Source organism: Thermophagus xiamenensis (assembly GCF_900112795.1).
Lineage (GTDB): Bacteria > Bacteroidota > Bacteroidia > Bacteroidales > Marinilabiliaceae > Thermophagus > Thermophagus xiamenensis.
In genome coordinates, this window is record NZ_FONA01000022.1 from 52,829 (window position 1) to 76,845 (window position 24,017).

Annotated in this window: 25 protein-coding genes, 2 tRNA genes and 1 pseudogene; 8 read left to right on the forward strand and 20 right to left on the reverse strand. The window is 40.2% G+C overall.

Features of this window, described 5'->3' with window-relative positions; translation table 11 throughout:
• Nucleotides 1-1,863 carry a choice-of-anchor J domain-containing protein gene (locus BM130_RS12755; protein ID WP_010528555.1) on the forward strand — a complete coding sequence of 621 codons (1,863 nt, stop codon included), beginning with the start codon at nucleotides 1-3 and terminating at the stop codon, nucleotides 1,861-1,863.
• Between the two features lie 287 nt (nucleotides 1,864-2,150).
• A complete protein-coding gene (trpB, locus tag BM130_RS12760) occupies nucleotides 2,151-3,362 on the forward strand; it encodes a tryptophan synthase subunit beta (protein WP_010528554.1) in 1,212 nt (403 codons plus the stop codon).
• A 99-nt stretch (nucleotides 3,363-3,461) separates the two neighbouring features.
• Here the strand turns inward: trpB and BM130_RS12765 are convergent, their stop codons facing one another.
• Nucleotides 3,462-4,352, reverse strand: a complete 891-nt coding sequence (locus BM130_RS12765; protein ID WP_010528553.1) for a tetratricopeptide repeat protein — start codon at nucleotides 4,350-4,352, stop codon at nucleotides 3,462-3,464.
• 538 nt (nucleotides 4,353-4,890) lie between these two features.
• Between BM130_RS12765 and BM130_RS12770 the strand changes: the two genes are divergently transcribed.
• Together BM130_RS12770 and BM130_RS12775 are read left to right on the forward strand one after the other, a co-directional pair.
• Nucleotides 4,891-4,963: transfer RNA gene (locus BM130_RS12770), tRNA-Trp, on the forward strand.
• A 9-nt stretch (nucleotides 4,964-4,972) separates the two neighbouring features.
• A tRNA-Ser gene (locus BM130_RS12775) sits at nucleotides 4,973-5,063 on the forward strand.
• A 643-nt stretch (nucleotides 5,064-5,706) separates the two neighbouring features.
• Here BM130_RS12775 and BM130_RS12780 read toward each other — a convergent pair.
• The 6 genes from BM130_RS12780 to BM130_RS15490 all read right to left on the reverse strand — a co-directional run bounded on the left by BM130_RS12780 (nucleotide 5,707) and on the right by BM130_RS15490 (nucleotide 8,654).
• Complete coding sequence (locus tag BM130_RS12780; RefSeq protein ID WP_010528552.1) at nucleotides 5,707-6,471, reverse strand: alpha/beta fold hydrolase; 765 nt, start codon at nucleotides 6,469-6,471, stop codon at nucleotides 5,707-5,709.
• 56 nt (nucleotides 6,472-6,527) lie between these two features.
• Nucleotides 6,528-6,908, reverse strand: a complete 381-nt coding sequence (locus BM130_RS12785; protein WP_010528551.1) for a nuclear transport factor 2 family protein — start codon at nucleotides 6,906-6,908, stop codon at nucleotides 6,528-6,530.
• Nucleotides 6,909-6,969: 61 nt separating this feature from the next.
• Nucleotides 6,970-7,356: an iron chaperone gene (locus BM130_RS12790; RefSeq protein WP_029626712.1), complete on the reverse strand. Its 387-nt coding sequence runs from the start codon at nucleotides 7,354-7,356 to the stop codon at nucleotides 6,970-6,972.
• 82 nt (nucleotides 7,357-7,438) lie between these two features.
• The gene (locus tag BM130_RS12795) at nucleotides 7,439-7,993 is read right to left on the reverse strand and encodes a dihydrofolate reductase family protein (RefSeq protein ID WP_074964398.1); all 555 of its coding nucleotides are present in this window, start codon (nucleotides 7,991-7,993) and stop codon (nucleotides 7,439-7,441) included.
• A gap of 5 nt (nucleotides 7,994-7,998) precedes the next feature.
• Nucleotides 7,999-8,394: a VOC family protein gene (locus BM130_RS12800; protein WP_010528548.1), complete on the reverse strand. Its 396-nt coding sequence runs from the start codon at nucleotides 8,392-8,394 to the stop codon at nucleotides 7,999-8,001.
• A gap of 92 nt (nucleotides 8,395-8,486) precedes the next feature.
• Nucleotides 8,487-8,654, reverse strand: a complete 168-nt coding sequence (locus BM130_RS15490) for a hypothetical protein (RefSeq protein ID WP_157998115.1) — start codon at nucleotides 8,652-8,654, stop codon at nucleotides 8,487-8,489.
• A gap of 35 nt (nucleotides 8,655-8,689) precedes the next feature.
• On the opposite strand from BM130_RS15490, the gene BM130_RS12805 reads away from it, so the two are divergent.
• On the forward strand, nucleotides 8,690-8,893 hold the full coding sequence (locus BM130_RS12805; RefSeq protein WP_010528547.1) for a hypothetical protein: 204 nt from the start codon (nucleotides 8,690-8,692) through the stop codon (nucleotides 8,891-8,893).
• A 194-nt stretch (nucleotides 8,894-9,087) separates the two neighbouring features.
• Here BM130_RS12805 and BM130_RS12810 read toward each other — a convergent pair whose 3' ends face one another.
• The 4 genes from BM130_RS12810 to BM130_RS12825 all read right to left on the reverse strand — a co-directional run bounded on the left by BM130_RS12810 (nucleotide 9,088) and on the right by BM130_RS12825 (nucleotide 11,546).
• Nucleotides 9,088-9,663, reverse strand: a complete 576-nt coding sequence (locus BM130_RS12810; RefSeq protein WP_010528546.1) for a DUF6273 domain-containing protein — start codon at nucleotides 9,661-9,663, stop codon at nucleotides 9,088-9,090.
• Nucleotides 9,664-9,813: 150 nt separating this feature from the next.
• Nucleotides 9,814-10,239, reverse strand: coding sequence for a hypothetical protein (locus BM130_RS12815; protein ID WP_010528545.1), 426 nt, complete (start codon nucleotides 10,237-10,239; stop codon nucleotides 9,814-9,816).
• A 5-nt stretch (nucleotides 10,240-10,244) separates the two neighbouring features.
• Nucleotides 10,245-10,877, reverse strand: coding sequence for a hypothetical protein (locus BM130_RS12820; RefSeq protein ID WP_010528544.1), 633 nt, complete (start codon nucleotides 10,875-10,877; stop codon nucleotides 10,245-10,247).
• An 87-nt stretch (nucleotides 10,878-10,964) separates the two neighbouring features.
• Nucleotides 10,965-11,546, reverse strand: a complete 582-nt coding sequence (locus BM130_RS12825) for a Crp/Fnr family transcriptional regulator (RefSeq protein WP_010528543.1) — start codon at nucleotides 11,544-11,546, stop codon at nucleotides 10,965-10,967.
• A 581-nt stretch (nucleotides 11,547-12,127) separates the two neighbouring features.
• Between BM130_RS12825 and BM130_RS12830 the strand changes: the two genes are divergently transcribed.
• The 3 genes from BM130_RS12830 to xerA all read left to right on the forward strand — a co-directional run bounded on the left by BM130_RS12830 (nucleotide 12,128) and on the right by xerA (nucleotide 15,318).
• Nucleotides 12,128-13,348 (forward strand): IS110 family RNA-guided transposase, encoded by a 1,221-nt coding sequence (locus BM130_RS12830; protein WP_010528542.1) that lies wholly within the window; start codon nucleotides 12,128-12,130, stop codon nucleotides 13,346-13,348.
• A gap of 180 nt (nucleotides 13,349-13,528) precedes the next feature.
• Entirely contained in the window at nucleotides 13,529-14,329 is an 801-nt protein-coding gene (erm, locus tag BM130_RS12835) for a 23S ribosomal RNA methyltransferase Erm (protein ID WP_010528541.1), read from the forward strand.
• A gap of 137 nt (nucleotides 14,330-14,466) precedes the next feature.
• Nucleotides 14,467-15,318: a site-specific tyrosine recombinase/integron integrase gene (gene xerA / locus BM130_RS12840; protein WP_010528540.1), complete on the forward strand. Its 852-nt coding sequence runs from the start codon at nucleotides 14,467-14,469 to the stop codon at nucleotides 15,316-15,318.
• Nucleotides 15,319-15,553: 235 nt separating this feature from the next.
• On the opposite strand, the pseudogene BM130_RS12845 reads toward xerA, so the two are convergent.
• The 9 genes and pseudogenes from BM130_RS12845 to BM130_RS15495 form a co-directional block, all read right to left on the reverse strand.
• Nucleotides 15,554-16,522 (reverse strand): annotated as a pseudogene (locus tag BM130_RS12845) (NAD-dependent epimerase/dehydratase family protein).
• Between the two features lie 359 nt (nucleotides 16,523-16,881).
• Nucleotides 16,882-17,676 (reverse strand): cation efflux transmembrane domain-containing protein, encoded by a 795-nt coding sequence (locus BM130_RS12855; protein ID WP_010528536.1) that lies wholly within the window; start codon nucleotides 17,674-17,676, stop codon nucleotides 16,882-16,884.
• Between the two features lie 4 nt (nucleotides 17,677-17,680).
• Nucleotides 17,681-18,061 (reverse strand): DUF3703 domain-containing protein, encoded by a 381-nt coding sequence (locus BM130_RS12860; protein ID WP_010528535.1) that lies wholly within the window; start codon nucleotides 18,059-18,061, stop codon nucleotides 17,681-17,683.
• 21 nt (nucleotides 18,062-18,082) lie between these two features.
• The gene (locus BM130_RS12865) at nucleotides 18,083-18,847 is read right to left on the reverse strand and encodes a cation efflux transmembrane domain-containing protein (protein WP_044138825.1); all 765 of its coding nucleotides are present in this window, start codon (nucleotides 18,845-18,847) and stop codon (nucleotides 18,083-18,085) included.
• Nucleotides 18,848-18,955: 108 nt separating this feature from the next.
• On the reverse strand, nucleotides 18,956-19,333 hold the full coding sequence (locus tag BM130_RS12870; protein WP_010528533.1) for a four helix bundle protein: 378 nt from the start codon (nucleotides 19,331-19,333) through the stop codon (nucleotides 18,956-18,958).
• A 193-nt stretch (nucleotides 19,334-19,526) separates the two neighbouring features.
• Nucleotides 19,527-22,031, reverse strand: a complete 2,505-nt coding sequence (locus BM130_RS12880; protein WP_010528531.1) for a heavy metal translocating P-type ATPase — start codon at nucleotides 22,029-22,031, stop codon at nucleotides 19,527-19,529.
• Nucleotides 22,032-22,152: 121 nt separating this feature from the next.
• Nucleotides 22,153-23,529: a Na+/H+ antiporter NhaA gene (nhaA, locus tag BM130_RS12885; RefSeq protein WP_010528530.1), complete on the reverse strand. Its 1,377-nt coding sequence runs from the start codon at nucleotides 23,527-23,529 to the stop codon at nucleotides 22,153-22,155.
• Nucleotides 23,514-23,795 carry a SpoIIAA family protein gene (locus BM130_RS12890; RefSeq protein WP_010528529.1) on the reverse strand — a complete coding sequence of 94 codons (282 nt, stop codon included), beginning with the start codon at nucleotides 23,793-23,795 and terminating at the stop codon, nucleotides 23,514-23,516. The genes nhaA and BM130_RS12890 overlap by 16 nt, the downstream gene beginning before the upstream one ends.
• Before the next feature lie 9 nt (nucleotides 23,796-23,804).
• On the reverse strand, nucleotides 23,805-24,017 hold a 213-nt coding region (locus BM130_RS15495; protein WP_217645608.1), incomplete at its 5' end, for a hypothetical protein.

Sequence of the window (24,017 nt, forward strand, 5' to 3'; positions counted from 1 at the left end):
ATGAAAAAATTAATATATATTCTGACCTTCGCATCTTTATTCTTTTGGGGATGCGATCCCTTAGAGGATGTTTATAACGAATTGGACCAGGAAAAAGGTGATTACAGCGCTGAAATAGAAGTAGTGCTGGAAGAAGCTGATTACAGCTCACTGGCTGATATTGCCGAAGCTTTGGGTAATTCCGATGCTGCCGATTTCATTGATGAATTTTTGGCTTTTAGTGAAGAATACCCTGCTTCTGAATTTATTCCTGCATATTTAGAGGATGAATATATTGCCCTTAAAGGTGGATCCAGAGCTACAGTTACATTCAATTATATGGTTTCCGCACCCGATTATCTGGATGATTATACGCTTACCTATGAGCTGGATTCTGCTGATTATGCCGATTCCGATGAAGCGCTAAAAAATCTAAAAGCCTTTTCACCAGCCTATCCTGTGGAAAATTATATGTCCGGTATTTTAAATCGTGCATTTGAAGATAAGCCTGATGGTTCTGTGGTTTATACTTCTTTCAGAGTCTCGGACATTGATCCTGATGATGTGGGAAGTGAATCTGCTGAAATCTTAAGGGAAGATTTTAACGGTTCATTGGGCGTTTTTACAGCCTTTAGTATCGTGGGAGATGAAGAATGGACCGACCGCAGTTACGGGGGAACCGAATATGCCTTTATGTCCGGTTATGTAGGTGGTGAAGGTAATAAAGAAAATGAAGATTGGTTGGTGTCCCCCGCCGTTGATCTTTCCGACTATAAAACGGCATATGTGGTAGTGAACCAGGCGGTAAATTTTTTGGATTCCTGGGACCACATTCAGTTAATGGTAAGTACCGATTTCGATGGAACCGATATTGAATCAGCTAATTGGGATGAATTGACCATTAATACCAAACCTGACGGTGACAGCTGGACTTTTGTGGAGTCGGAAGAGGTCGACCTTTCGGAATATGTGGGTCAGACTATTCATTTGGCTTTTCGTTTCCGTTCTACTGATTCCGGTTCTGCCAGCTGGGAAATTGACTGGATTGAAGTTGGTACCAATGACGTCCGCTCACCTGAATTCACCTATCACGATGAATTTTTTGAAAAAGACGGAGATACCTGGACAATGATAACTGAAGATGATTTTGAGGACAATAAATACATATTATCGGCCGAAGATTATGATGCCATGGGTGACCCCGGGAAATACAATAATTTTGATGATGATTTAGATCCCGATTTATATTTGCCTCAATTTATTGCTTTGAATAAACCTTTTGCTCAGGTTGATGATAAAGTGGTGGTTGTCTATATGTATTATGACGGCGGAACTTTCCCGAAGGCAAGTGAGTATGTATTTAACGGTACTGAGTGGGTCAATAGTGCTCAAATCGTTGAGCGCAGTGAACAGTTTGTTCATAATGGACAACACTGGGTATTTGATCCTACCATTGTTTTCACCATGACTTCAGCCGACTACCAGATGATTGTTGATTATGTTGAAACCAATATTGATAATGGTAGTGATTACATCAATAATTATGGAACGGGTGAATATTATTATGGTGCCGATGCTTATTATGAAAATTTCGACCTGCGTATTTCCAATCGCATTGAATATGGAGTTCCCGGTTTCGAAGGGCTTTCTACTGAAGATGCCATTGCATTGACTTATGAGCGGCTGGCTGAGGCTGTGGAAGTTCTTTTAAAAGTTAAATATCCCGATGCTGTTCCTCAAGTCAATGGGGTAGATGTCTTTTATGTTGTTACCCTGGAAACCTATGAAAATGATTTAAGCAGAGGTAATTATACCTATACATTCCAATGTGTATCAGACCAGCCCGAGTTTGAACTGATAGAAGGACCTGATTTTGGAGAATAATTTGAAAGTTAATTTTGATTTTTTTGAACAAATTGATATCTTGCAGAATCTTTAAAGGCAGGAATTAGTATGGTAAAGAATTATTCATATTTCTGGTGGTGGCTTAAGTTCAGCTCTTTAGAGGTGGAATAGGCCGTCATGAACCATATCGAATCAGTATTAAGACCGCAGGCATTCCACCTGCGGTTTTTATTTATTTGTGAATTGTGTTTTAACAGCAATATTAAAATTTGTAAGATTATTTTTTAAAGAATTTACTTAACTAAAGGATTAATTAACTTGTAATTATGTCAGAGAATTATTTGAAAAAGTATCCTACCAAAGAGGGATTTTACAAAGAGTATGGTGGTGCCTTTTTACCACCCGCCCTGGAGGAAGAAATGAAAAAAATTACTGATGCCTACTTTGCCATCAGTAAATCGCACAACTTTATTTCGGAGCTCAGAAGCATCCGTAAACACTACCAGGGTAGGCCAACTCCAGTCTATTATTGTAACAGATTGTCGGAAAAATATGGCGGACGCATCTATTTGAAACGGGAAGATTTAAATCACAGCGGTGCCCATAAATTGAACCACTGTATGGGCGAGGCCCTGTTAGCGCGTTATCTGGGTAAGAAAAAACTGATTGCCGAGACCGGTGCCGGACAACATGGCGTGGCTTTGGCTACTGCAGCAGCCTATTTTGGCCTTGAATGTGAAATACATATGGGGGAGGTGGATATTGCCAAAGAACATCCCAATGTTGTACGCATGGAAATTTTGGGGGCAAAGGTGGTGCCGGTATCAAAAGGTTTAAAAACACTCAAAGAAGCTGTGGATTCCGCTTTTGAGGCTTATTTAAAAGACCCTGTTAATACCATTTATTGCATTGGCTCGGTCGTTGGACCACATCCTTTCCCAATGATGGTGCGTGACTTCCAGCATGTGGTGGGGGTTGAAGCCCGTGAACAGTTTCAGGATATGACCGGTGAACTGCCCGATAGTGTTGTTGCCTGCGTTGGTGGCGGTAGTAATGCCATGGGCATTTTTTCCGGATTTATAGATGATGAAGAAGTAGCCCTTTATGGCGTAGAACCGGGTGGTCGTTCCATGAAGACCGGCGACCACGCTGCAACCATGATGAAAGGTAAACCGGGGATTATTCACGGATTTAAATGTTATTTGCTGCAGGATGAAGACGGTAATCCCAGTCCGGTATATTCTATTGCCAGTGGTCTGGATTATCCGGGAGTAGGACCCGAACACAGTATGCTTAAGGATATAGGACGTGTTAACTATGATATGGTGACGGATAAAGAAGCCATTGATGCCTTTTTTGAGTTAAGCCGGCTCGAAGGTATTATCCCGGCGTTAGAGAGTGCTCATGCAGTGGCTTACGCTCTTAAACTGGCACAGAAAGACCCGCGAAAATCTGTTTTGGTTAACTTAAGTGGCAGGGGGGATAAGGACATCGACTTTGTGGTAGAAAATTATGGCAAGCAATATGGAATAGAATAATAACTCTCTAATTTTACCCTTTCACTATTTTATTATTGTTTCAAAAATTATGACGGCACCTAAAGCTCAATATTTTGTCTGTAGGTGCCGTCACTATTTCTATCTTTGATTTTTCAGCATCATGTCCATTTTTGCTGCTTCTTTTTTCATGTCAAGACGGATATAAATATTTTTCAAGTATTTTATATATGATTGCTCTTCCGGATTTTCCTGATGAAGCGTTTTAAATAATTCCCGACTTTGGCGGTATAGAGAAGAAATTTTCTTTAATTCACGTTTCAGATATACATAAGCAGTATAGTTGGGGTTTTTATTATATTTTGCCATCTCAGCTTTATACCACTCTTCAGCCCTTTTGTATAAATCTTTTGCTTTCCATTCCATGGCCGGTTGAAAGTCGGGATGTTTTTCAAGCAAGCTGTTACAAGTTGTTCGGGCTTCTTCCGTTTTACCGGTGGCCTCCATAGCCTTTATTTGCAACATTACCATTCTGGGATCTGATATTGGTGGCATTTTACGACTTCTTTCCAAAGCTTTTTCATACTCGTTTCTTTCCATTTCAATGGAAAAGAGTTTAAGACCAACTTCGCTTTTTAGTTCGGGAGATTCTATTTTATCCCAATAATTATTCCACAACTCATATTTTTTATTTTGTTGGCCGGTATTCTCATAAACCCTTGCAAGTAGTTTTACAGCCTCAATATCGTGGTCTCTGTTTAACCATTCGCTGAGCAATGTTTCGGCAAGAGCATAGCGTTGCAATTGAACTGCCGATTGTGCCGCCATTTTCAAATTTTCTGTTTCAATTTGAGTGCCGTGTTCTGTATGATAAGCTTGTATTTTTTCATAAGCCGATAATACTTCGGCATTATTTCCCGCTTCATAAGCATTTTGAAGGGTTAACTGAGCCGTCTGGAGCTGTTGTAATGGGTTGCATCCGACAATAACTGCTGGAAGCAAAAGGGTTGCAATTAATTTTCCTATCTTCATGTTTGTGTTTTTTCGTATTCAAATAATGGTTGTTTGTGCCGCAAAAATAGTACGGTACTTTAAGCCTCACAAGTTTCCGGAAAAAGCTTTTCTAAAAAAAGGGAAAATATTAGCCAATTGCAAAGAATCTATGCTATTTTCAAAATTGTTAAGAGAAATAAAGAACTGATACGAGCATAACCAACAATGATGATACTACAAGTACATGTAAAATAAGTGCACAGGCAGAAGGCAGAAAAAGTTTATAGTCATTAGTCAACAGTCATTAGGGATTAGTATTGATTTACTGACGACTAACCACTAATGACTAACTTTAAGTTCCATTAGACCAATGAATAGATAAATTTTATACGAATGATTGATTCATTATTTACTTTTTTGTGATAAAAAGATTGATAAGTGAGGGATTTTCATTGTGTTGGACTATATCCTTTACATATTCTGCGATATTCAAAAACAAAAAGGCTAAAATATCTTTACAAAGTTTGCGGAGAATGGCTCAAAAATTATATTTTTGCAACGCGAAAGCGAAACAGACACGGGTGTAGCTCAGTTGGTAGAGCACTGGTCTCCAAAACCAGGTGTCGGGAGTTCGAGTCTCTCCTCCCGTGCGTATTTTCGGAGAGTTGGCCGAGTGGTCGAAGGCGCACGCCTGGAAAGTGTGTATACGCCAAAAGCGTATCGAGGGTTCGAATCCCTCACTCTCCGCCAATAGTAATAGCAAAAGCCTGTAGGTTATCACTTACAGGCTTTTTTGTGTGCTATGCATGGTGAAATTTATCGGCTTTCTGAAACCTTGCTTCAGCGATGTAATGGCCTTCGGGAGTTGCCGAAACCTTGCTGCAGCGATGTAATGGCCTTCGGGAGTTGCCGGAACCTTGCTGCAGCGATGTAATAGCCTTCGGGAGTTGCCGAAACCTTGCTGCAGCGATGTAATGGCCTTCGGGAGTTGCCGAAACCTTGCTGCAGCGATGTAATGGCCTTCGGGAGTTGCCGAAACCTTGCTGCAGCGATGTAATAGCCTTCGGGAGTTGCCGAAACCTTGCTGCAGCGATGTAATGGCCTTCGGGAGTTGCCGAAACCTTGCTGCAGCGATGAAATGGCCTTCGGGAATAGCCGAAACCTTCCTGTAGTGATGTAATGGTTTACGGAATGAGAATATTTACGGAACTGTGTTCAAAGAAAATTGTTGGATTTACATTTTGAAATGTTTATCTCCAATTGGATTTATTCCAACAAGAATACTTGCAATTTAATTTTGGATTATAGACTATAAATTGAGCACTAAAACCGGTTCCATTAGACTAAAAACTTAGATGAAGTTAGTACTTAAGGAAACAATAAATTACTTCCGTTATTTTAAAAAAGAGTTGATAATGTCAGCTATCATTTTAGGCTTTTCAGCAATTACTTCATGGCTGCAGAAAGGTATATTGGCAAGATGAGATTTATTTATTATTTCTGCCAGTTCAAATGCCGATTGACGACTTACCAAATGGTCGTTGTCGCCCCGAACAATAAGGGTGGAACAAGTGATTTGTTGAACCCTCTCATTGGGGAAGCCGGTGGTGCTCTCATCTGTCCACATTTGCACCATGGCGCTGGTAAGTTTGTCAAAATCGGGCTCGAGGTTTAGCCGCTGATAGGCCTCATAGGTTTCGGGAAATTTATTTTTCCAGGATTCAGCCGTTATCGCAGACAAAAAGCCTTTGGATTCTTCAAGTGATTTGCTGTGCCATTCGGTACCGATAACTATGAGTTTATCGATAGCCACATTCTTAGAAGCAGCCAGGCGCAAAGCTGCAATGCCTCCATCGCTAAAGCCCAAGATAACGGGATTTTCAAGCTTTAAGCGGTGGATGATAGTTTCCACGTCCTTTTCTATCCTTGCGTAGCTTAGTTTCTCCACGCCCAATGTGGATTTGCCCTGGCCTCGACTATCTATACCAATAATGCGGTATTCCTTTTCCAGCAGCGGCAGTATGTCGTTAAAATCTTCAATATTTCCAAAACCGCCATGCAATAGAACCAGTGGCTGTTTTTGCGGATCACCTAAGGTTTCGTAATAGATTTTAGCAGAATCAATGTTTATAAATGAGTTGCTTTTGTGTTCGAACATTATCTAGGTAATTTTATTTTACAAGTTGCAGTTATAATTATCTAATATAAACGGGTTTATTGTTCTTTTATCAAATAGGTCTGTATCGCGTTTAGAATTGTCCCCTTAAACCCCTTGAATTTGTACACATTGCAAAAAGCAAATGTCTTACCTGCTGCGGTGAGCACCCGCCCATTTGCAGAAGCTTCATTCCCGTGGGTGATAATGGCATCAACCACAAGTTCTTTTACCTGCCACAGCGGACTTTTCAGGATTTGTTTTTCAAATGCTTCTTTATGGGTAAGCGTTTGGGTTCCGACAATTTCCCAATGAATGGTGTCCGAAATGTTGTCCATCAGGAAGTTCAAATTCCCATTGGCCATAGCCGTGTGAAACTGTTTTAAAAACTCCTTTCTCGGGGAGTTTCCGCAATCTGCTTTTACGGTGATTTTTGCCATATTAATCGTTTAGTTCGTTGAACTGAGTTTTATACCTAATCTATATTGGAAATACGTATGTCTAATAAAACCATTTTGCCCCTCGTTCTTCAACATCTGCTTTTCTGTATTCGGCAATTTTGCGTATTAGCTGTTCAGGCAAGGGATCCTTATAAAAAAACTGAACGGAATCTTTTTTGGTGTTGAATGCGGCAAGCTCTTTTTCGAAAGGTTTTAATGCCGGACCTGTGGGAAAAAAACTTAAATGCGATCTATGGGCAGAATAGGCAAAAAGTATGGTGTTTGATTCAAGCATTGGCTTGCCCCATTTTAAGCCTTCTTTTGCTTCCGGTGCCACGCTTTTTAAAATCGACCTTAACTCTTTTATGTTGACTTGAGCAACTTCGGGTAACTGCTCAATATACTCTTCAACGGTTCTGGGTTTCTTTTTATCCATCTTACTCTTCATTTATAGTATTTTTTATTGATGGTCAGGAAAAGGTGTTAACCATGCCTTTTCTGTGAATTTTCGCAATCGACTTTTACATTCATTAATGCCAGCCGTATTCCAATAAGACATTTCCCGACTTGAACGCTTGCACGTTCATCAATACCAATTTATGCTGATGCCCGCTCTCGGCAAACAGCGGATTGCCGCGCCCCAAAAGAACCGGATTAATCATAACGCGATATATATCTATTAAGCCATTGTTCATGAGGCTATGGCTCAGGTGAGCACTGCCCAGTATTAACATGTCTTTTTCCGATTGCTGTTTCAGGCTTGAAACGGCGGCCACAGGATCATCCCGGTACAGAGTGGTGTTTTCCCAATCAGCCTGCTCCAGGGTGGTGGAAAATACATGCTTGCTGAGTTCATTCATCCTTTGTGCAATCAAGGGGTCGTTGGTAAGTGCCTGCTGGCTGGGCCAGTAAGCCGCCATTTGTTCATAGGTTTTTCGGCCAAAAATCAGATGCTCGACCGCATTTAGTTGTTCAAGGGCAAAGCGGTTAAATTCCTTATCCACATGATGCCAGGCAAGGTCCCCGTTTTTACCCTCAAAGAAGCCGTCAAGGCTCATCATATTAAAGAGTATCAGTTTACCCATAGCGGTTATTCCTGGTGAACGCTTAATCCATTGCCATCGGGGTCAAAAAAATGGGTGAACTGCCCCCAGGGCGTTTGGGAGATTTCTCCTTCCGCAAAACCACTATCCGTGAAAGTGCCATAAGAAATGTTGTGCTCCCTTAGTGTTTTCACAAAGGCGTGAATATCCTCTGTTTTAAAGATCAAGCCTTTCATGGTGCCCGGCTGCATGGCTATTTCGGGAAAGGGAAAGTGTTGGACCAAGGAGATGGTTGTTGACGTGCCCGGCAACTTCATCTGTACCCAGTAGTTGTGTTCGTCCATAGGGTTTTCCACCATCAGCTCAAACCCAATGTTCTGGTAAAAGGCTTTCGACCTTTGTTGGTCGCTTACCGGTATGCTTATCACTTCTATACGATTCATAACTTTTGGTTTTAAAGTGTTTAAAGATTACTCAAAATTTTTGACCGTTCAATTCTCTTAAAGTCAGGGTGTGGATATGGTAGTTTCGCTTTTTAAGTTGTGCATTCAGTCCATCCCAGCCCCATGTGCCCATCCAGGCTTTCGGTACCAGTAAAAAAGTTTTGCTCATTTGCATATCCATTATTCTGATTTAAAAGTATGGTCCATGAATCTTTTTCATAAAGTGAAAATCCGACAATCGTACGGGTAGATTGCGACATATTGTTTCGTTAATTTTGTTAAAAACCAACCATTTATGAAGCATATATCTATTTTAATTCCTCGGGGCGATTACAGTGTGGTAAATATTATGGGGGGGGTAGACAACTATTGGCTGCAGCCAGCCACAGGCACAAAATGCAAAGCGGTAAGGATTTATTTTGCATTGATTTGGTTGGATTTTTTGCGACTGACGGGAGGCTCGGAAGGAAGTGGCAAAAAAATAAGGGAACTACGGTGACAACTGAAAGAGGAACGGAATAACGGTTTGGCTATGCGTAGTGCGGGATTTCGGAGACGTTTTTTCTCTGCCCACCGCAAAGTTCCTAAAGAACAAATATGCTGAATTTCAACCGTTCAGCCCGCATTACGCTTATACAATGTTGGCGGGTCGTTGTTTTCTTTTGATTTTATTCATCTATCCCTTTGAGCTTACTATTCTAGTTTCAACCATAAAGCTGGTCGGACACCACCACCGTCTTTTGGTCTGCCATATACTCCATTCCCACGGACATAGACGTTGCCCCTGGAATTAATGCTGGCAGAAGTCCGTCCGTAGTAGCCTGGAGAACGAAGTCGCCACCAATGGTATTCTCCATTATATCTTGCTTGTCTTTTTTGGTTGTTTTCATCATCTATCAACCATTTTTGATTTCCTTTATTCAGCAAAGTTTCAATGCTGTCTCCAAAATATTTGCAAACCTCTTCAAGACTAAGTAAAAATATGCTGTCAATAGTGTCTGTTCCTCCTTTTGTCTTGAACCAAGGGTTGTCGGGGTTGCAATTTGTCACAGCAGCAATTTTCGCTTTTTCGTCTTGATTAAAAGTATTGTAAAATTCATTATTAAGGTATTTTCTCAATTCACATTCTGCCCAAGTAATTTCAACAAACTCGTTGTGGTACCATCGTAATTCTAATATGTCTTTGGTGATTATCAGTTTTTTATCGGCTTTAATGTCTAACACTTGCCATTTCAAATTGCCAAAGCTTATTATGTCACCTTCATTCATTTATCGTATTCTATTTTCAATGACCGCCAACGGTTTGCGGCTTGGCGGAGGCGGGGATTTTTACCACAAAACTTGCTACGAAGCCGAAAGCTCAAATTTACGAAAAACTGTCATACGAAGCACTAAACCCCCGCTTGTGCCAAACCGCTGTTATGGGCTGCCTTTCTTCTGTCGGATTAGTCCAATTCCCAATGTCAAAAGTCCGAAAGTCAAGATTGCAATACCAACATACAAAATGAAAATTAGTCCTGTCGGTTCGGTAATTTGTCTGCCGATAGCTGCTGCAAAAAATCCCAAACTAATGGTAATTGCTGAAATCGGGAACGAAAGTCGGGCAAACCATTTCCAACTGTTGGAAAGTGCAACGTGGTCAGCAAAAAGCTGAACTACTAAAGCAAGAATGACTAAAACTCCTGCGTGAGCGTGTCCTGCACGGAACATTGATTTTTGGAAGTCCGTTAATTGCAAATGTTCCTGTTGTCCGCTCAAAACGGTGAGCAAAAAATACCCACCGTAAATAATTGTCGGAACGGAAAGCAAAATGTAACCGCTTATTTTTCTTGTTTCGTTTGTCATAGCGGTTAGTGTTTAAAAGTTGTCGGTGCTTTGTCCAATTTGCTTTTAATAAAAATCAAAGCGGTTTCTTCGTTCTTCATAAACGGAATTTCTTTGCCGTCTTTTTCTTTGATGAGTTCAACAGTTTCGGTCAGCACACCTTCTTCGTAGTTGTAGTTTTGCGTAATTCTAAACTTGTTATACGGCATAAACTTACTTGCATTTGGAACATACATTATCAAAACGGATTTACGAAATTCTGCGTCTGTTATTCCCGTTCCGTTGCCAAGCGATGAATTGATAGTTGCTTGCACTTTTCCGTCAATCAGATTTTGGTAAGCAACTTCAAAATACATTGTCTGGTCTCTGTTACCCGCTTTGCCGTCATAGTCGGGGTGAATACGGTGCAATGATTTAACGGATTTCCAATGATTGTCATAACGTTTTTGAACAACGTCAAATTGGTAATCATAACTTTCTGCTCGCAACCATTGTCCGTTTTCGTATCGGTATGCTTTGCCGACACCGTTCCAAATAATTGTGTAGGTGTCGTCCAACTCAACGGAACGGTTAAGTGGAACGATTACTTGTTTTGAAGTGCTGCAACTCGCCAAAATCATAAAAGCTATTGCAGTAGCGGAAAAAATTATCTTTTTCATTCTGAAACTTTTTTAGTGAAACATTAAATTTTACACTGCAAAAGTCTCAAAGGTGAATGAAGAAGAAATTGACAAATGTTACAATCGTTATTTACCAGCAATTTTTTTTCGTAGTCGGCTTAGACTTTCCCGTTCAAGTCCTAAGTAAGAGGCAATGTGATAAAGTGGTATTCTGTCAAGAATGTGAGGTTGGTTTTTAAGCAAGTCAAGGTAACGTTGCTCTCCGTCTAAAAACAAAAAGCTCTCAACACGTTGGGTTGTCAGTTTGTAAGATTGCTCGGCTATCATTCTGCCAAAGCGTTCCCAATTTTGTGATTGGTTGTAGGCATTTTGCAGAGCGGGTAAATTGAATGTTACGATTTTAGCGTTTTCCAAAGCCTGAATGAAATATTTGCTTGGTTTCTCTTGCAAAAAGCTGTCATAGTCCGTTACAAATTCATTTTCAAATGCAAAATGCGTGTTGATTTCCTTTCCGTCTGCAAGGTAATAAGTTCTGAAACAGCCTTGATTGATAAAGCCGATTTCGTGACAAATTTTTCCTTCGGTCAAAAAGTAGTCTTTCGCTTTAAGTTGTTTTGTCTTTAAAAAGGGTTCAAAAAGCGAACAGTCCTTTTCTGTCAGAAAGGAAACTTGTGTCAGCCAATTTTTAAATATTTTAAAGTCGCTCATTGTCCTGTGTTCGTTGGTCTGTGGGGGTGTCGTCTAAGGTTGCCCATAACGGTTCTCAGCTATACGCAGGCAGGGATTTTAACCACTGAACTTCCTTCGAAGAACTGAACTTTAAATTTAGCGCTTTCCTGTCCTACGAAGCACGAAACCCCTGCTTGCGTATAGGTGATGTTATGCGGTCGGCTTTCATTTTCTCTTCTTTCTCGTTAATTTGTCAAGCAAAGTTACTAAATTTGCAGTCAAGCAATTTCAATTTTTGAATTATGTATTTCAGCAGACCTTGGACTTCTATCTAAGTGATATAGGCAGTCCTGAAAATTCCAATCTCTTTTAGGTCAAGACAATTAGTCTATGGGTTTCGTGTGCCGACTTTTTTGTAAAGGCGTTACGTTGTCATAGTTGCTCTGTCTAATACTGTCTATTCACTTCTCCACGATTTGAATTCAAGTATTCACCTGTAAGAAGTTACTAATGAAACCCTCATCGCCTGTATATTCGAGGCGACAAAAGAACATGTAATTTGGGAGGATAAGAAAAAGGCTCTTAGTTTTGTATAGATAAAAACGTAAAAACTAAGAGCCATGAAAGAAAAATATATAAAATTTCCAATAGCAGTCAAACGAGGTTGCGGGATGGATGTTCATAAAGACACGGTCGTTGTAACCATAATGGGCGAAGGCTTGAGGACTCAAACCAGGAGTTTTAAAACCTTCACCAATTCGTTGGTAAAATTAAAAAAATGGTTGAAGAAACACAACATCACCCATATAGCCATTGAGAGCACCGGTGTTTATTGGAAGCCGATATTTAATGTAATGGGAGATGAATTTGAACTATTATTGGTAAATGCACGACACGTTAAAAATGTACCGGGGCATAAGACGGATAAAAAAGACAGCCGATGGTTAGCAAAATTATTACTAAGTGGGTTGCTAAAAGCCAGTTTTATACCGGAACGCACCATTCGGGAATTGCGAGAATTGACGCGCTATAAGACCAAGCTGACGCAACAAATAACATCGGAGAAGAATCGTTTTCTGAAGGTACTAGAGGATGCTAATATCAAATTGTCAAGTGTACTAAATGATGTATTTGGTGTTACAGGAACAAAAATTATAGATCATATTTTATCAACAGAAGACTATAAGCCGGAAGAACTCTTACAACATGTTCACGGTCGAGTCAAAGCCAGTGGTGAAGAAATAAAAGAAGCATTAACAGGATATATTACGGAGCATCATCGCTTCATGTTGGAAATGATACGTACTCAAATATCAAAGATAGAAGAGACAATAACAAAGTTGGAAGAAAAGATAGATGAAAAGGTGGCCCCTTATGGAAAGGAAGTAGAGTTATTGATGAGTATCCCGGGTGTAGGCAGGGATGGGGCCATACGCATCATATCAGAAATAGGCACAGATATGAGTCGTTTTCCGAGCGAGAAGCATTTGGCATCTTGGGCGGGAGTATGTCCCGGGAGTAATGAGTCAGCCGGCAAGAACAAAAGCGGACGCATCACCTATGGGAATAAATATTTGCGCAGTCTTTTGGTCGAATGCGGTTGGGCAGCCTCAAGGACAAAAGGGACTTACTTTAATGCCAAATATAAAAGTCTGGTTGGACGCCGAGGGAAGAAAAAGACAATCATAGCCTTGGGGCATAAAATTTTAATAGCCTCATATTTTATCATAAAAGATAAGGTTGCTTATAAGGAACTTGGCGAAGACCACTTAAATAATTTCAGAAGAGATCGGTTAATTGCTTATTATCAACAGCAATTAGAGAGGCTGATGAGTGCCTAAAGCAACCAATTATATTATCAAAGGTCGATTTTTTACTGTACGTTTTAACAACGAGAATGAAACTGACCTTTATCAGTTAAGGACAACAGAATATTTGCTTCGAGCATGAGAATGAAAATTTGATCAATCCTAACTGATATTAAAACCTTAAAACTAGAGAGTTAACTAAAATAATTACGAATGAAAAAAAAGAAATTGCCCGTTCGTTTTACGGGTCAGCACTTTACTATTGATAAAGTGCTAATAAAAGATGCAATAAGACAAGCAAATATAAGTAATCAGGATACGGTTTTAGATATTGGGGCAGGCAAGGGGTTTCTTACTGTTCATTTATTAAAAATCGCCAACAATGTTGTTGCTATTGAAAACGACACAGCTTTGGTTGAACATTTACGAAAATTATTTTCTGATGCCCGAAATGTTCAAGTTGTCGGTTGTGATTTTAGGAATTTTGCAGTTCCGAAATTTCCTTTCAAAGTGGTGTCAAATATTCCTTATGGCATTACTTCCGATATTTTCAAAATCCTGATGTTTGAGAGTCTTGGAAATTTTCTGGGAGGTTCCATTGTCCTTCAGTTAGAACCTGCACAAAAGTTATTTTCGAGGAAGCTTTACAATCCATATACCGTTTTCTATCATACTTTTTTTGATTTGAAACTTGTCTATGAGGTAGGTCCTGAAAGTTTCTTGCCACCGCCAACTGTCAAATCAGCACTTTTGAAAATTGAAAGAAAACAGATTTCATTAGATATTGGGCTTAAGGTTAAGTACTTAAATTTTGTTTCGTATATGTTACAAAAACCTGATTTAACAGTCAAAACAGCTATGAAGTCTATTTTTAGAAAAAAACAAGTTAGGTCAATTTCAGAAAAATTTGGAGTTGACCTTAATTCCAAAATTGTCTGTTTGTCTGCAAATCAATGGAAAAATTGTTTTTTAGAAATGCTCAAAGTTGTTCCTGAAAAATTTCATCCTTCGTAGTTCAAAGTCGGGTGGTTGTCAAGATGATTTTTTTGGTTTGGTGTCGTCTTTTAAGCTGCCGCATAACACGCAAATATACGCAATATATTTCTTTTTTGTATCTTTGTGGCGGGAAAACTCCAAAATATTCCAAAATTATGCAACATAGCGGGAAACAGAATATATTGGAAGATTTTACGAAACTTATGAAAATTAAACGTTATGCCCCCTCTTCCATTCGTTCCTACAAAAATGCCATATCTCTATTCTTAGATGCCTTCCCCGACAAAAATCCGGAAAATATTTCCATTCGTGAAATTGAAGAGTTTTTATACCGCAAAATCAAACAGGACAACATATCTGCATCTTATCAAAAAACTTTGGTGGGCGCCATTCAGTTTCTTTACAACAATATGTGGCGTAAAAATTTCCAACTGAAACATCTTTACCCTGATCGCAGAGAATACAAATTACCCGTTGTTTTATCCAAAGAAGAAGTTCAAAAAATTATCCAATCCTGCAATAACATCAAACACAAATCTATATTGGCCACTATTTACGGTGGAGGATTAAGATTATCAGAGTGCTTAAATCTTACTATCAAGGATATTGATTCACAAAGAATGCTCATAAAAATTACACAATCAAAGGGGAATAAAGACAGGTATGTCCCTTTATCAAAAAAGTTGTTGCAATTGCTGAGAGATTATTGGAAGGTTTACAAGACAAAACATTATTTGTTTGAAGGGCAGAGTGGGGAAAAATACTCTTCAAGAAGCGTTCAGAATATTTTTAAAAATGCTTTGAAAAAATCAGGTATTCAGAAAGATGCCACAGTGCATTCATTGAGGCATTCTTATGCTACTCATTTGTTAGAAAGCGGCACGGATATACGCATTATTCAGGTATTACTGGGACATAAGAATTTAAAAACCACACAAATTTATACACAGGTAAGTCGCTCTATTATTCAAAAACTACCTATTCCACTGGACGATATGCATATCTGATGACTCTTGCATATTGGTTACAGAAGGCAGTGTTCTTAGAAATATCAAGCAGGTTTAAGTGAGTTTTTATAGAGTATAGGGGATGCACTTTGAAGTGAAAAGTGCGCTTCGCACAACAATTATATCTTTAAGTTCGGGCGGGTTTCGGAGCACAAAACTGTCAATATACCACAAATGTTGATGCGAGGTAGAATGTTCAATTAACCACTTCACCCGCCATTGAGCCAAACGCCTGTTAGCAGCTGGTATTCTTTCGCATTTCATTAAGCGCGTCCTCTGTGGTATAAATTGGTTTATATTTTAATTCGTTAATAGCCTTCGTTGTCTTGTATTGTCTGTTCATTGCTATAAAACTTAAATCAAATCTTGTCAAAGGGGGATAGCTTTTAAGTTTAAATATTTTCCAAAGTTTTTCAACTATTGATGCAGCTGGTTTTGCAATAAAAGATGGTGTGTTCTTGTTGGAAATAGAGACGTTTTCTGTTGCCATTAAGTCTGACAAAAATGCTTTTACTGTTAGTTTTGAATGGTCAGTTATGTTGTAAATTTCATTGTTCTTTCCATTACTCATTGCCATTACTATACCTTCAACGACATTTTTTACATAAACCATTTCCATCCATACATTTCCCTTGTCAATCCAAGAAAATCCACCTGATTTTATTTTTTCTTTAAGGGTTTTTATGGCATTGACTCCCTTTCCATAAATAAAAGTAGGTCGCAATATTATTTTTTGAATGTTGCCATTGAAGGCGATGATACCCTGTTCTGCTAACATTTTAGATTTTCCATAATATGAATTTGGTTCTTTGGGGTATGGATACGTTTCGTCAATATCAAACAAGTCACTCTTATCTTGCAACACTGATTCAGAGCTTATGTAGATGAATCGTTTGACTTTGTACTTCTCTGCTGATTTTAATAAGTCTAAGGTTGCAAGGGTGTTATCTTTATAGAAGTCTTGCCAAGCACCCCAAAACTCAACTCTCGCTGCACAATGTATTAAGACATCACAGTCACTAAGTTTGTCCTCCCACTTTTGAATGTCATTTAAACTTCAAACCACTTCCTGTATAGGAAGATTACGTAAAGAATTTTCAGTTCTTGTCAACGCAAAAACTTGATAATTTTCTGAAACAAGTCTTTCTATTAGGTGTCTTCCTAAAAATCCTGTTCCTCCGGTTACAAATACTTTTTTTGTCATATTTCGGTTTTTTTATACTTGTTGCCAACGTTCTGTATAAAAAATCGTAGGGCTTTTGGAACCACTTTCCTGTCAGTCAAGCAGAATGTTTATTAAAAGTACTAATCTCACTGAAACCTTTATCTGCCCTATGTTTTTTATACCTTGTTGGGGCATCGTGTTTTTTCTTTTCTGTTCATATTTTCAGTAGGTTAAGAGTCTATTTTTGTCGGGGCATTGTATAGTTGTGTTCTTTTTAGTCGCGTGGGGCATTTTTGAAAATTTCTTTTCTCGGGTTGGGCAGGCACACTCTTTGGCTGGCTTTGGTCTGCGGGTCGGCTCTGAGTGGCCAGCCAATGTGTGTGACTGATGCGTTGGCACTATTTAGAAAGTTGCATTATCCTGTACGCTCCCCTTGCTACTACAAGAAATACGATAGTCCCGATTATTAAATCCGGATAGCTTGAGTTTAACCAGTTCACCAGAAGTCCGGCCGCAATTACGCCAGTATTAATTATGATGTCATTGGAAGTAAAAATCATACTTGCCTTCATGTGTGCTTCACTGCTCTTACCCTTTTGAAGTAGAAATAAGCAAATTACATTCGCAATCAATGCGAGTATTGAGACGATTATCATAGTTTGGAAGTCAGGCATTTTTTCTTCACCAACAAAACGTCTGATGACTTCTACAAAACCTATAATAGCAAGGGTTATTTGAAAATAGCCTGCAAACCTTGCAACCTTTTTCTTTCTTGAAACTATTTTACCTACTGCTAATAGTGATAGTCCATAAACGATACTGTCCGCAAGCATGTCTAAACTGTCCGCTACCAACCCCGTTGAGTTTGCAACCAATCCTGTGGTTAGTTCGATGGCAAAAAAGGAAAAGTTAATGAGTAAAACTGCCCAGAGCAGTTTCTTTTCTTTTTTGTCAGAAGGTGTATTAGGAGCCAATTCCGCTTCTTCGGAAGAAACTTGCGTTGTATTCAGGTTTAGACTTTCCAAGGCAGCCAATATAGATTGATAAGTCCCGGTGTGGTAAACCTCTAACCTTCGATTTTCAAGGTCAAAATCAAGTGACTTAATCTGATCGTCCCCTTCCAGTTTCATTTTTATCATCTGTTCTTCACTGGGGCAGTCCATTTTGCTGATATGGAAGGTGGTTTTTTTCATCCTTTTATGCGAGCGGTTTTACACCGGATTTTTTAAAAATATCCATAATTTCATCGGGAATCGTCATTGGTTTAAGAGGCGGAACATTTGCCCCGCCTGTATTGCCTACAGGAATTTTTCCAACAAAAGATTTTACGCCTCCCACCAGTAATCGTGGTATTTGTCCTATCACCTCTTTGGTACTTTTAATTCTGATACCAAAGAAAAGCATCTTCCAATGCACATAGCTGTGTTCCCAGGGATAAGCCTGGCCTATTATATGTGCCCGTTCAAGGTGTCTCCAGGCAATGCTGAATTGGTTCTTTTCCAGGGCAGCCCGATATGCTCTAAGCTCCTGTTCGAAGTAGGGCTGTAACCTGGCAGGCATAATGGTGTTGAGTTTCATATTATTTGCTTAATTCTCTTATTATTTAGAAAGTTTTAAAATGCGAATAGCGCCCCGCATCACAAAGGCGAACACGATTCCACCAATTAACAGGTCAGGCCATTTGCTGTTTAGAAAATAAACCATAACACCGGCCAGGATCACTCCGCCATTAACAATAATGTCATTGGAAGTGAATATGGCGCTGGCCTGCATGTGAGCTTCCTCACTCTTGGCTTTATTGATCAACCATAGGGAAACCAAGTTGCCGATAAGGGCCAGAATTGCTATAACTATCATCCATTGAAACAGAGGTGTTCCGCTTTCGCTGAAAAATCTGCGCAAAACTTCTGAGAATCCTAAGAACGCCAATCCCATTTGAAAATAACCGCTGAATTTAGCTACTTTCTTCTTTCTGGAAACAGCACCACCAACTGCAAACAGGCTTAGTGCATAAACGATGGAATCTGCCAGCATATCCAATGAGTCGGCTATCAGGCCCATAGAGTTGGAAATCCATCCAGTAGTCAGCTCTATCACAAAGAAGCCGAAATTGATGCCCAGCACCCACCAAAGTATTTTTCGCTGTTGGGAGTCGTCAGTAGCCAACGGCAACTCAGCTTCATCTTCCGTACTTTCCAAGTGGTCATTGAGCTTAAGTTCACGAATGGCCTGATGGATCTTGTCTACTTCTTCCGTGTGATATACCTCCAGTTTACGATTGGGAATATCAAATGAAAGTTGCTTTACCTCACTATAAGGCTCCAGTTTCATTCTTATCATCTGCTCCTCTGATGGGCAGTCCATTTTTGTTATTATGAATGTGCTTTTTTTCAAGTGTTTTTTTATTTACCCGTTAGTTTAGTTGGCAAAAAATAGTTGGCAAAAGCAGTTGGCAGTTTGCAAAAGGTACCGTCATTTATTTCTTGGTTTATATTTTTCGGGGTTTTCAATCATATGGTTGAGCATTCGACCTACCTCTTCTGATTTAACGACAAGTTCATTTCGCTCTCCTTCCGATATATATTGGCAGGCCAAAGCAAAATCAAGAGAAATCTGAGTTTCAGAGTTTTCCATATCTGCATCACTCATTTTACTTGAGAAGTGCTTTGGATATTGACGTTTTCTATATCCTTCGCCAATAGCCCGACACACTGATCGTGAAGATCTTCTTAATTGATCAGTCAGCGCATACTTCTCATCGGATGGAAATTTCTTAGTAACCTCAAACACCTCCATCGCCAGCGAAAATGCTTTCTTGAAAACAGTCAAATCACGAAAACTACCTGCCATAACCACCTGCCTTTACTTTCTTTGGTCTGATAAATGTCTTGATCTCTTTCATATTGTTAGTTGTTTTATTTCTTTCCATCTTTTTAAGTTGGCAATAGGCAAATAGCAATTGGCAAAAGTTGTCGCGGTTAAGCTTCCTTGCCAACTGTTTTTTTTCTCTTTGCCAACTGCCCAGTGCCAACTTTTAAAAATTCTATTTCTTATAAGCCAACAATCTCAAAGCATTAAACACCACTACCAGAGTTGACCCTTCATGAATGAGTACCGCAACACCGATATTAGCAAAGCCGAAAACCGTGGCAGGTATTAACAATGCTACTATTCCCAAACTAACCCAGAGGTTTTGTTTGATAATACCTTTGGCCTTCCTACTTAAACCGATTGCAAAAGGCAAGGTCTCCAGCTTATCAGCCATCAGGGCAATATCAGCTGTTTCCAGGGCTACATCACTGCCAGCTGCTCCCATGGCAATGCCTACTGTGCTATTTGCCATGGCCGGGGCATCATTCACGCCATCACCTACCATCGCTACTTTGGATTCTTTCTCCTTAAGTTCTTTAATGGCTTCAACCTTTTCTTCTGGTAACAAACTGCCCCAGGCATCTGTAAGGCCAATCTCTTTGGCCACTGCATCGGCTACTTTCTGGTTATCACCCGTGAGCATGATCATACGCTTGATACCAAGCTTTTTCAGTTGCTCCAGGGTGTTTTTAGCTTCTTTTCTGGGCGTATCCATCAAGGCAATGATGCCAATGTAGTGGTCATTCTGACGGATCAGCATGGTGGTATTTCCATCCGATTCCAGTGACTTCACTTTTTCTTCTATTTCCTTCTCTGGCTTATTATCATCCAGCGATTCAAACAGGTCCAGGTTGCCGATGTACACTTTGTCATTACCCAAGGTGGCTTTGATTCCTTTGCCCAACACCGCTTCCAGGTCTTTTGCATCAGGCACATCAGCACCCTTCAGTCGCTCTTTCCCATCCCGCACCACAGCTTTGGCCAGCGGATGGTCGCTCAGGCTCTCTACGGCTATGGCTATTTTCAATAGTTCGTCTTCCTTTACATCACCTAAAGCCACTACTTTGGTGAGCTTGGGCTTACCTTCTGTTAGTGTTCCGGTTTTGTCAAAAGCCAGGGCGGTAAGTACCCCCAAATCTTCCAGCGGACGTCCACCTTTGATCAGCACCCCGCCTTTGGCTGCCCGGGCTACTCCGCTCAGCACTGCACTGGGGGTGGCTATGGCCAAAGCGCAAGGGCTGGCTGCCACCAATACGGCCATTGCACGGTAGAAGCTTACACTAAAAGGCTCATCTATGACCAGAAAAGCGAAATTGAGCAACACGACCAGTACCAATACGGACGGGACAAAATACTTCTCAAATTTGTCGGTGAGCCGCTGCGTAGGTGATTTCTGGGTTTGAGCTTCATTCACCAATTTTACCAAACGGGAGAGGGTAGAGTCCTTCGCTACTTTAATGACTTTGATTTCCAGCGTATTGTTGCCATTGATGGTACCCGAAAAAGCACGGTTCTCGTCTTTGATGTCTTTTTCCTGTGACCAGTCTTTATCGGGATTATCCACCGGTTCTTTATCTACCGGCACACTTTCCCCGGTGATTGGTGCCTGATTCACACTACTTGATCCGCTGACAACCACGCCATCGGCTGAGATTTTGCTATTGGGCTTCACCACAATTATGTCGCCTATGCTTAGTTCTTCTATACCTACTTCTTCCGTTTTACCATTTCGCTTAACTAATGCCGTTTTAGGAGCGAGATCTGCTAAAGCAGCAATGGATTTACGGGCTTTGTTCATGGCATAGTGTTCCAGCGCATGCCCCATGCTAAAAAGGAAGAGGAGTAATGCACCTTCCGCCCATTCGCCCAGAATTGCCGCTCCAATGGCCGCTACCAGCATCAGGAAATCAATCTCAAAGCCGCCTTTGGCCACTGTTTGAATGGCTTCTTTGGCTGTGAAATAGCCACCAAAGAAGTATGCCCCGATGTATAATGCGAGGCTCACCCAGGAAGGCACAGCCTCTACATAAGACAATCCAAAGCCAATTCCGAGCAATGCTCCGCAGATGATAGAAAAAATCAGCTCGGTGTTTTTACCGAAAATGCCTCCATGCGAATGTTCATGATCTTCACCTTCCTCATGTTCATGTTCCTTATCAGCTTCTTCTTTTTGCTCTTCGCCTTTTTCGGCTTCATGTGTCTTTTTTATGTACCGCTCGACTTCTACTTCTGTAGATAGAATATCTAAACCTTCTTTGCGCAATACAGTAAGGATTTTTTCATCGTTTATTTTTGCTGTTTCAAATTCTAATCCGATCATACCCGAAGCAGATACTGCGGACTGTAAAACTCCATCTAATCTATTGAGTGCTTCTTCAATTTTTCTGGCATGACGGGTATGACGAATCCCTTCTACCTCAATTAACCGGTGACCGTATTTATCAATAATGGAAGCACCTGTACGTTTAGCTAATTTTTGTATCTGATCAATCGTAATAAGCTCAGGGTTATAGTGAAAGCATAGCTGTGGTACGCCATTGTCTGTTTCGTCTGCTACATGCACTTTTTCAAGGCCTTCTTTATCTTCAAGACGTTGAATGAGTTTTTGCACACATCGATCCTTATCGTCCGGTACTTCGGGCAGTATAAGGGGTATTTTTATTTGTAGTTTTTTCATGATTGAATTTGTATAGTCTGTTTAAACATTCTTGCATTTTGATATCTATAATACAATTAGTGGTTGAATATACCGGAGTATTTCAATGGATTGGTATAGTGGGACATTGAAAACATCGTGATTATTCATTTTCAGAATGATTATAACTTTCAGTCTCCTTATAGTTATTCTGCTTCGTGCCGATTACCAAAGTAATGACACCACCTATAGCAGCAATCAGAGAAGCCATTAAAATACTGATTTTGGATACCTTGATAATCTCAGGATTGTCAAATGCCAGGTTGGTAATAAACAGTGACATAGTGAACCCTATACCGGCTATCATGCCCATACCAATAATATGCCGCCATTTCAATGAAGGATGCAGTTCTGCAATACCTAATTTCTGACCGATAAATGCGAACAATCCAATACCGGCAACTTTACCCACGGCAAGCCCTAATAAAATACCAAGTCCAAGAGAGCCCGAAACCACTTCCATAAACCCGACATCCAGTTTTACACCTGCATTGGCAATGGCAAAAATCGGGATAATGAAAAAAGCATTAAAGTCAATTAAACTGTTTTCTAACCGGAGCAACGGTGGTCTGGCGTTTTCCGTGTCTTTTTTAATGGTTTTCAGTATTTGTCCTTGACGCTTATCCTGCATGGGGTCAAGGTTTTCAATATCTGTTTCTTCTAATTCTTTGATATTATGAGCGGTACGCTCCTTTAAAACCTTACTGTCCAATTTGGGTTTTACAGGTATGGTTACAGCTAAAAGCACCCCTGCTATAGTCGGGTGAATGCCTGAATTCAGGAAGCAATACCATAAAGCGACTCCTCCCACAATGTACCAGAAGAGGTTTTTTACCCCAAAACGGTTTAACAGTAACAAAAGGATGAATACGCCTCCACCAGCACTGAAGTACAGCCCACTAAGCTCATTGCTGTAAAAGAGTGCAATAACGAGTATTGCCCCCAAATCATCCGCTATGGCCAGCGCCACCAGAAAGATTTTAAGCTGTGCCGGCACCCGCTTCCCCAACAGGCCAATGATGCCCAAAGAATAGGCTATATCGGTAGCCATAGGGATTCCCCAGCCATTGATATTTTCGGTACCGTAGTTAAAACTTACGAAAATCAGTGCGGGTAAAACCATTCCTCCGATTGCTCCCATGAGCGGCATAGAAGCTTTTTTGAAGGACGACAATTCGCCCACCATTATTTCCCGCTTCAGTTCCATGCCGGCCACCAGAAAGAATATGGCCATCAGCCCGTCATTGATCCATTCCTTGATGGTCAGACCAAAAGAAAAATGTTCGGATAGTTCAAAGAGAAATTCATCTTTAAGATAGTGGTGGTAAGCATCTGCCCAAGGGGAATTGCCCAGCACCAGGGCAATAATGGTTGCGCCAATCAGAAGCAATCCTCCGGTGGTCTCCCTGTCCAGAAACTTACGGGCAGTCTCTCTGATATATGCTAATTGGGAGTTACTATTTTCTACTGACTGATCCATTCTTTTGCCTTTTTCTTCTCCTGAAGGTGAAAAAATCTGACTTCTGAATCCGTAAAAAAATCAGTGGCTTTGGCCGCCCACTCCTGCCATTTTTTATCTCCAACAAATGCCATTTTTCCATAATCTGATAGATGTGTGGTATCTACTTTTAAATCTTCCCATAAACCTTCCAACTCGTAGCCGTCAAAGTCTTCCAGTTCAAAGTAGAAATCTACCTTTTGGCCTTTTTCAATAGTGTTGTGGATGAGCGGGTGGAATCTTTCCACGTCTTTTTGTTAATATTCATCAAAAGTATACCACCAATATTCATCAAAAGTATACCACTTTTCCAGAGCTCTCATTGATGAATGAGCGAAGCGAAATGAAGAAATGAGAGCTCTGGAAAGCTTATTATTAACTTGCCTTTTGAAAATCATAAACAAAAGGCATAATGTATGTAATTGATATGTGGTATACAGTAAAAACACTATTAGACAGAGGGAAAAGCC

Excerpts from the sequence above, each read along its gene's own strand:
- BM130_RS12755 (WP_010528555.1), top strand. The coding sequence starts at position 1 with ATGAAAAAATTAATATATATTCTGACCTTCGCATCTTTATTCTTTTGG.
- trpB (WP_010528554.1), top strand. The coding sequence starts at position 2,151 with ATGTCAGAGAATTATTTGAAAAAGTATCCTACCAAAGAGGGATTTTAC.
- BM130_RS12765 (WP_010528553.1), bottom strand. The coding sequence starts at position 4,352 with ATGAAGATAGGAAAATTAATTGCAACCCTTTTGCTTCCAGCAGTTATT.
- BM130_RS12780 (WP_010528552.1), bottom strand. The coding sequence starts at position 6,471 with ATGTTCGAACACAAAAGCAACTCATTTATAAACATTGATTCTGCTAAA.
- BM130_RS12785 (WP_010528551.1), bottom strand. The coding sequence starts at position 6,908 with ATGGCAAAAATCACCGTAAAAGCAGATTGCGGAAACTCCCCGAGAAAG.
- BM130_RS12790 (WP_029626712.1), bottom strand. The coding sequence starts at position 7,356 with ATGAAGAGTAAGATGGATAAAAAGAAACCCAGAACCGTTGAAGAGTAT.
- BM130_RS12795 (WP_074964398.1), bottom strand. The coding sequence starts at position 7,993 with ATGGGTAAACTGATACTCTTTAATATGATGAGCCTTGACGGCTTCTTT.
- BM130_RS12800 (WP_010528548.1), bottom strand. The coding sequence starts at position 8,394 with ATGAATCGTATAGAAGTGATAAGCATACCGGTAAGCGACCAACAAAGG.
- BM130_RS15490 (WP_157998115.1), bottom strand. The coding sequence starts at position 8,654 with ATGTCGCAATCTACCCGTACGATTGTCGGATTTTCACTTTATGAAAAA.
- BM130_RS12805 (WP_010528547.1), top strand. The coding sequence starts at position 8,690 with ATGAAGCATATATCTATTTTAATTCCTCGGGGCGATTACAGTGTGGTA.
- BM130_RS12810 (WP_010528546.1), bottom strand. The coding sequence starts at position 9,663 with ATGAATGAAGGTGACATAATAAGCTTTGGCAATTTGAAATGGCAAGTG.
- BM130_RS12815 (WP_010528545.1), bottom strand. The coding sequence starts at position 10,239 with ATGACAAACGAAACAAGAAAAATAAGCGGTTACATTTTGCTTTCCGTT.
- BM130_RS12820 (WP_010528544.1), bottom strand. The coding sequence starts at position 10,877 with ATGAAAAAGATAATTTTTTCCGCTACTGCAATAGCTTTTATGATTTTG.
- BM130_RS12825 (WP_010528543.1), bottom strand. The coding sequence starts at position 11,546 with ATGAGCGACTTTAAAATATTTAAAAATTGGCTGACACAAGTTTCCTTT.
- BM130_RS12830 (WP_010528542.1), top strand. The coding sequence starts at position 12,128 with ATGAAAGAAAAATATATAAAATTTCCAATAGCAGTCAAACGAGGTTGC.
- erm (WP_010528541.1), top strand. The coding sequence starts at position 13,529 with ATGAAAAAAAAGAAATTGCCCGTTCGTTTTACGGGTCAGCACTTTACT.
- xerA (WP_010528540.1), top strand. The coding sequence starts at position 14,467 with ATGCAACATAGCGGGAAACAGAATATATTGGAAGATTTTACGAAACTT.
- BM130_RS12855 (WP_010528536.1), bottom strand. The coding sequence starts at position 17,676 with ATGAAAAAAACCACCTTCCATATCAGCAAAATGGACTGCCCCAGTGAA.
- BM130_RS12860 (WP_010528535.1), bottom strand. The coding sequence starts at position 18,061 with ATGAAACTCAACACCATTATGCCTGCCAGGTTACAGCCCTACTTCGAA.
- BM130_RS12865 (WP_044138825.1), bottom strand. The coding sequence starts at position 18,847 with ATGGACTGCCCATCAGAGGAGCAGATGATAAGAATGAAACTGGAGCCT.
- BM130_RS12870 (WP_010528533.1), bottom strand. The coding sequence starts at position 19,333 with ATGGCAGGTAGTTTTCGTGATTTGACTGTTTTCAAGAAAGCATTTTCG.
- BM130_RS12880 (WP_010528531.1), bottom strand. The coding sequence starts at position 22,031 with ATGAAAAAACTACAAATAAAAATACCCCTTATACTGCCCGAAGTACCG.
- nhaA (WP_010528530.1), bottom strand. The coding sequence starts at position 23,529 with ATGGATCAGTCAGTAGAAAATAGTAACTCCCAATTAGCATATATCAGA.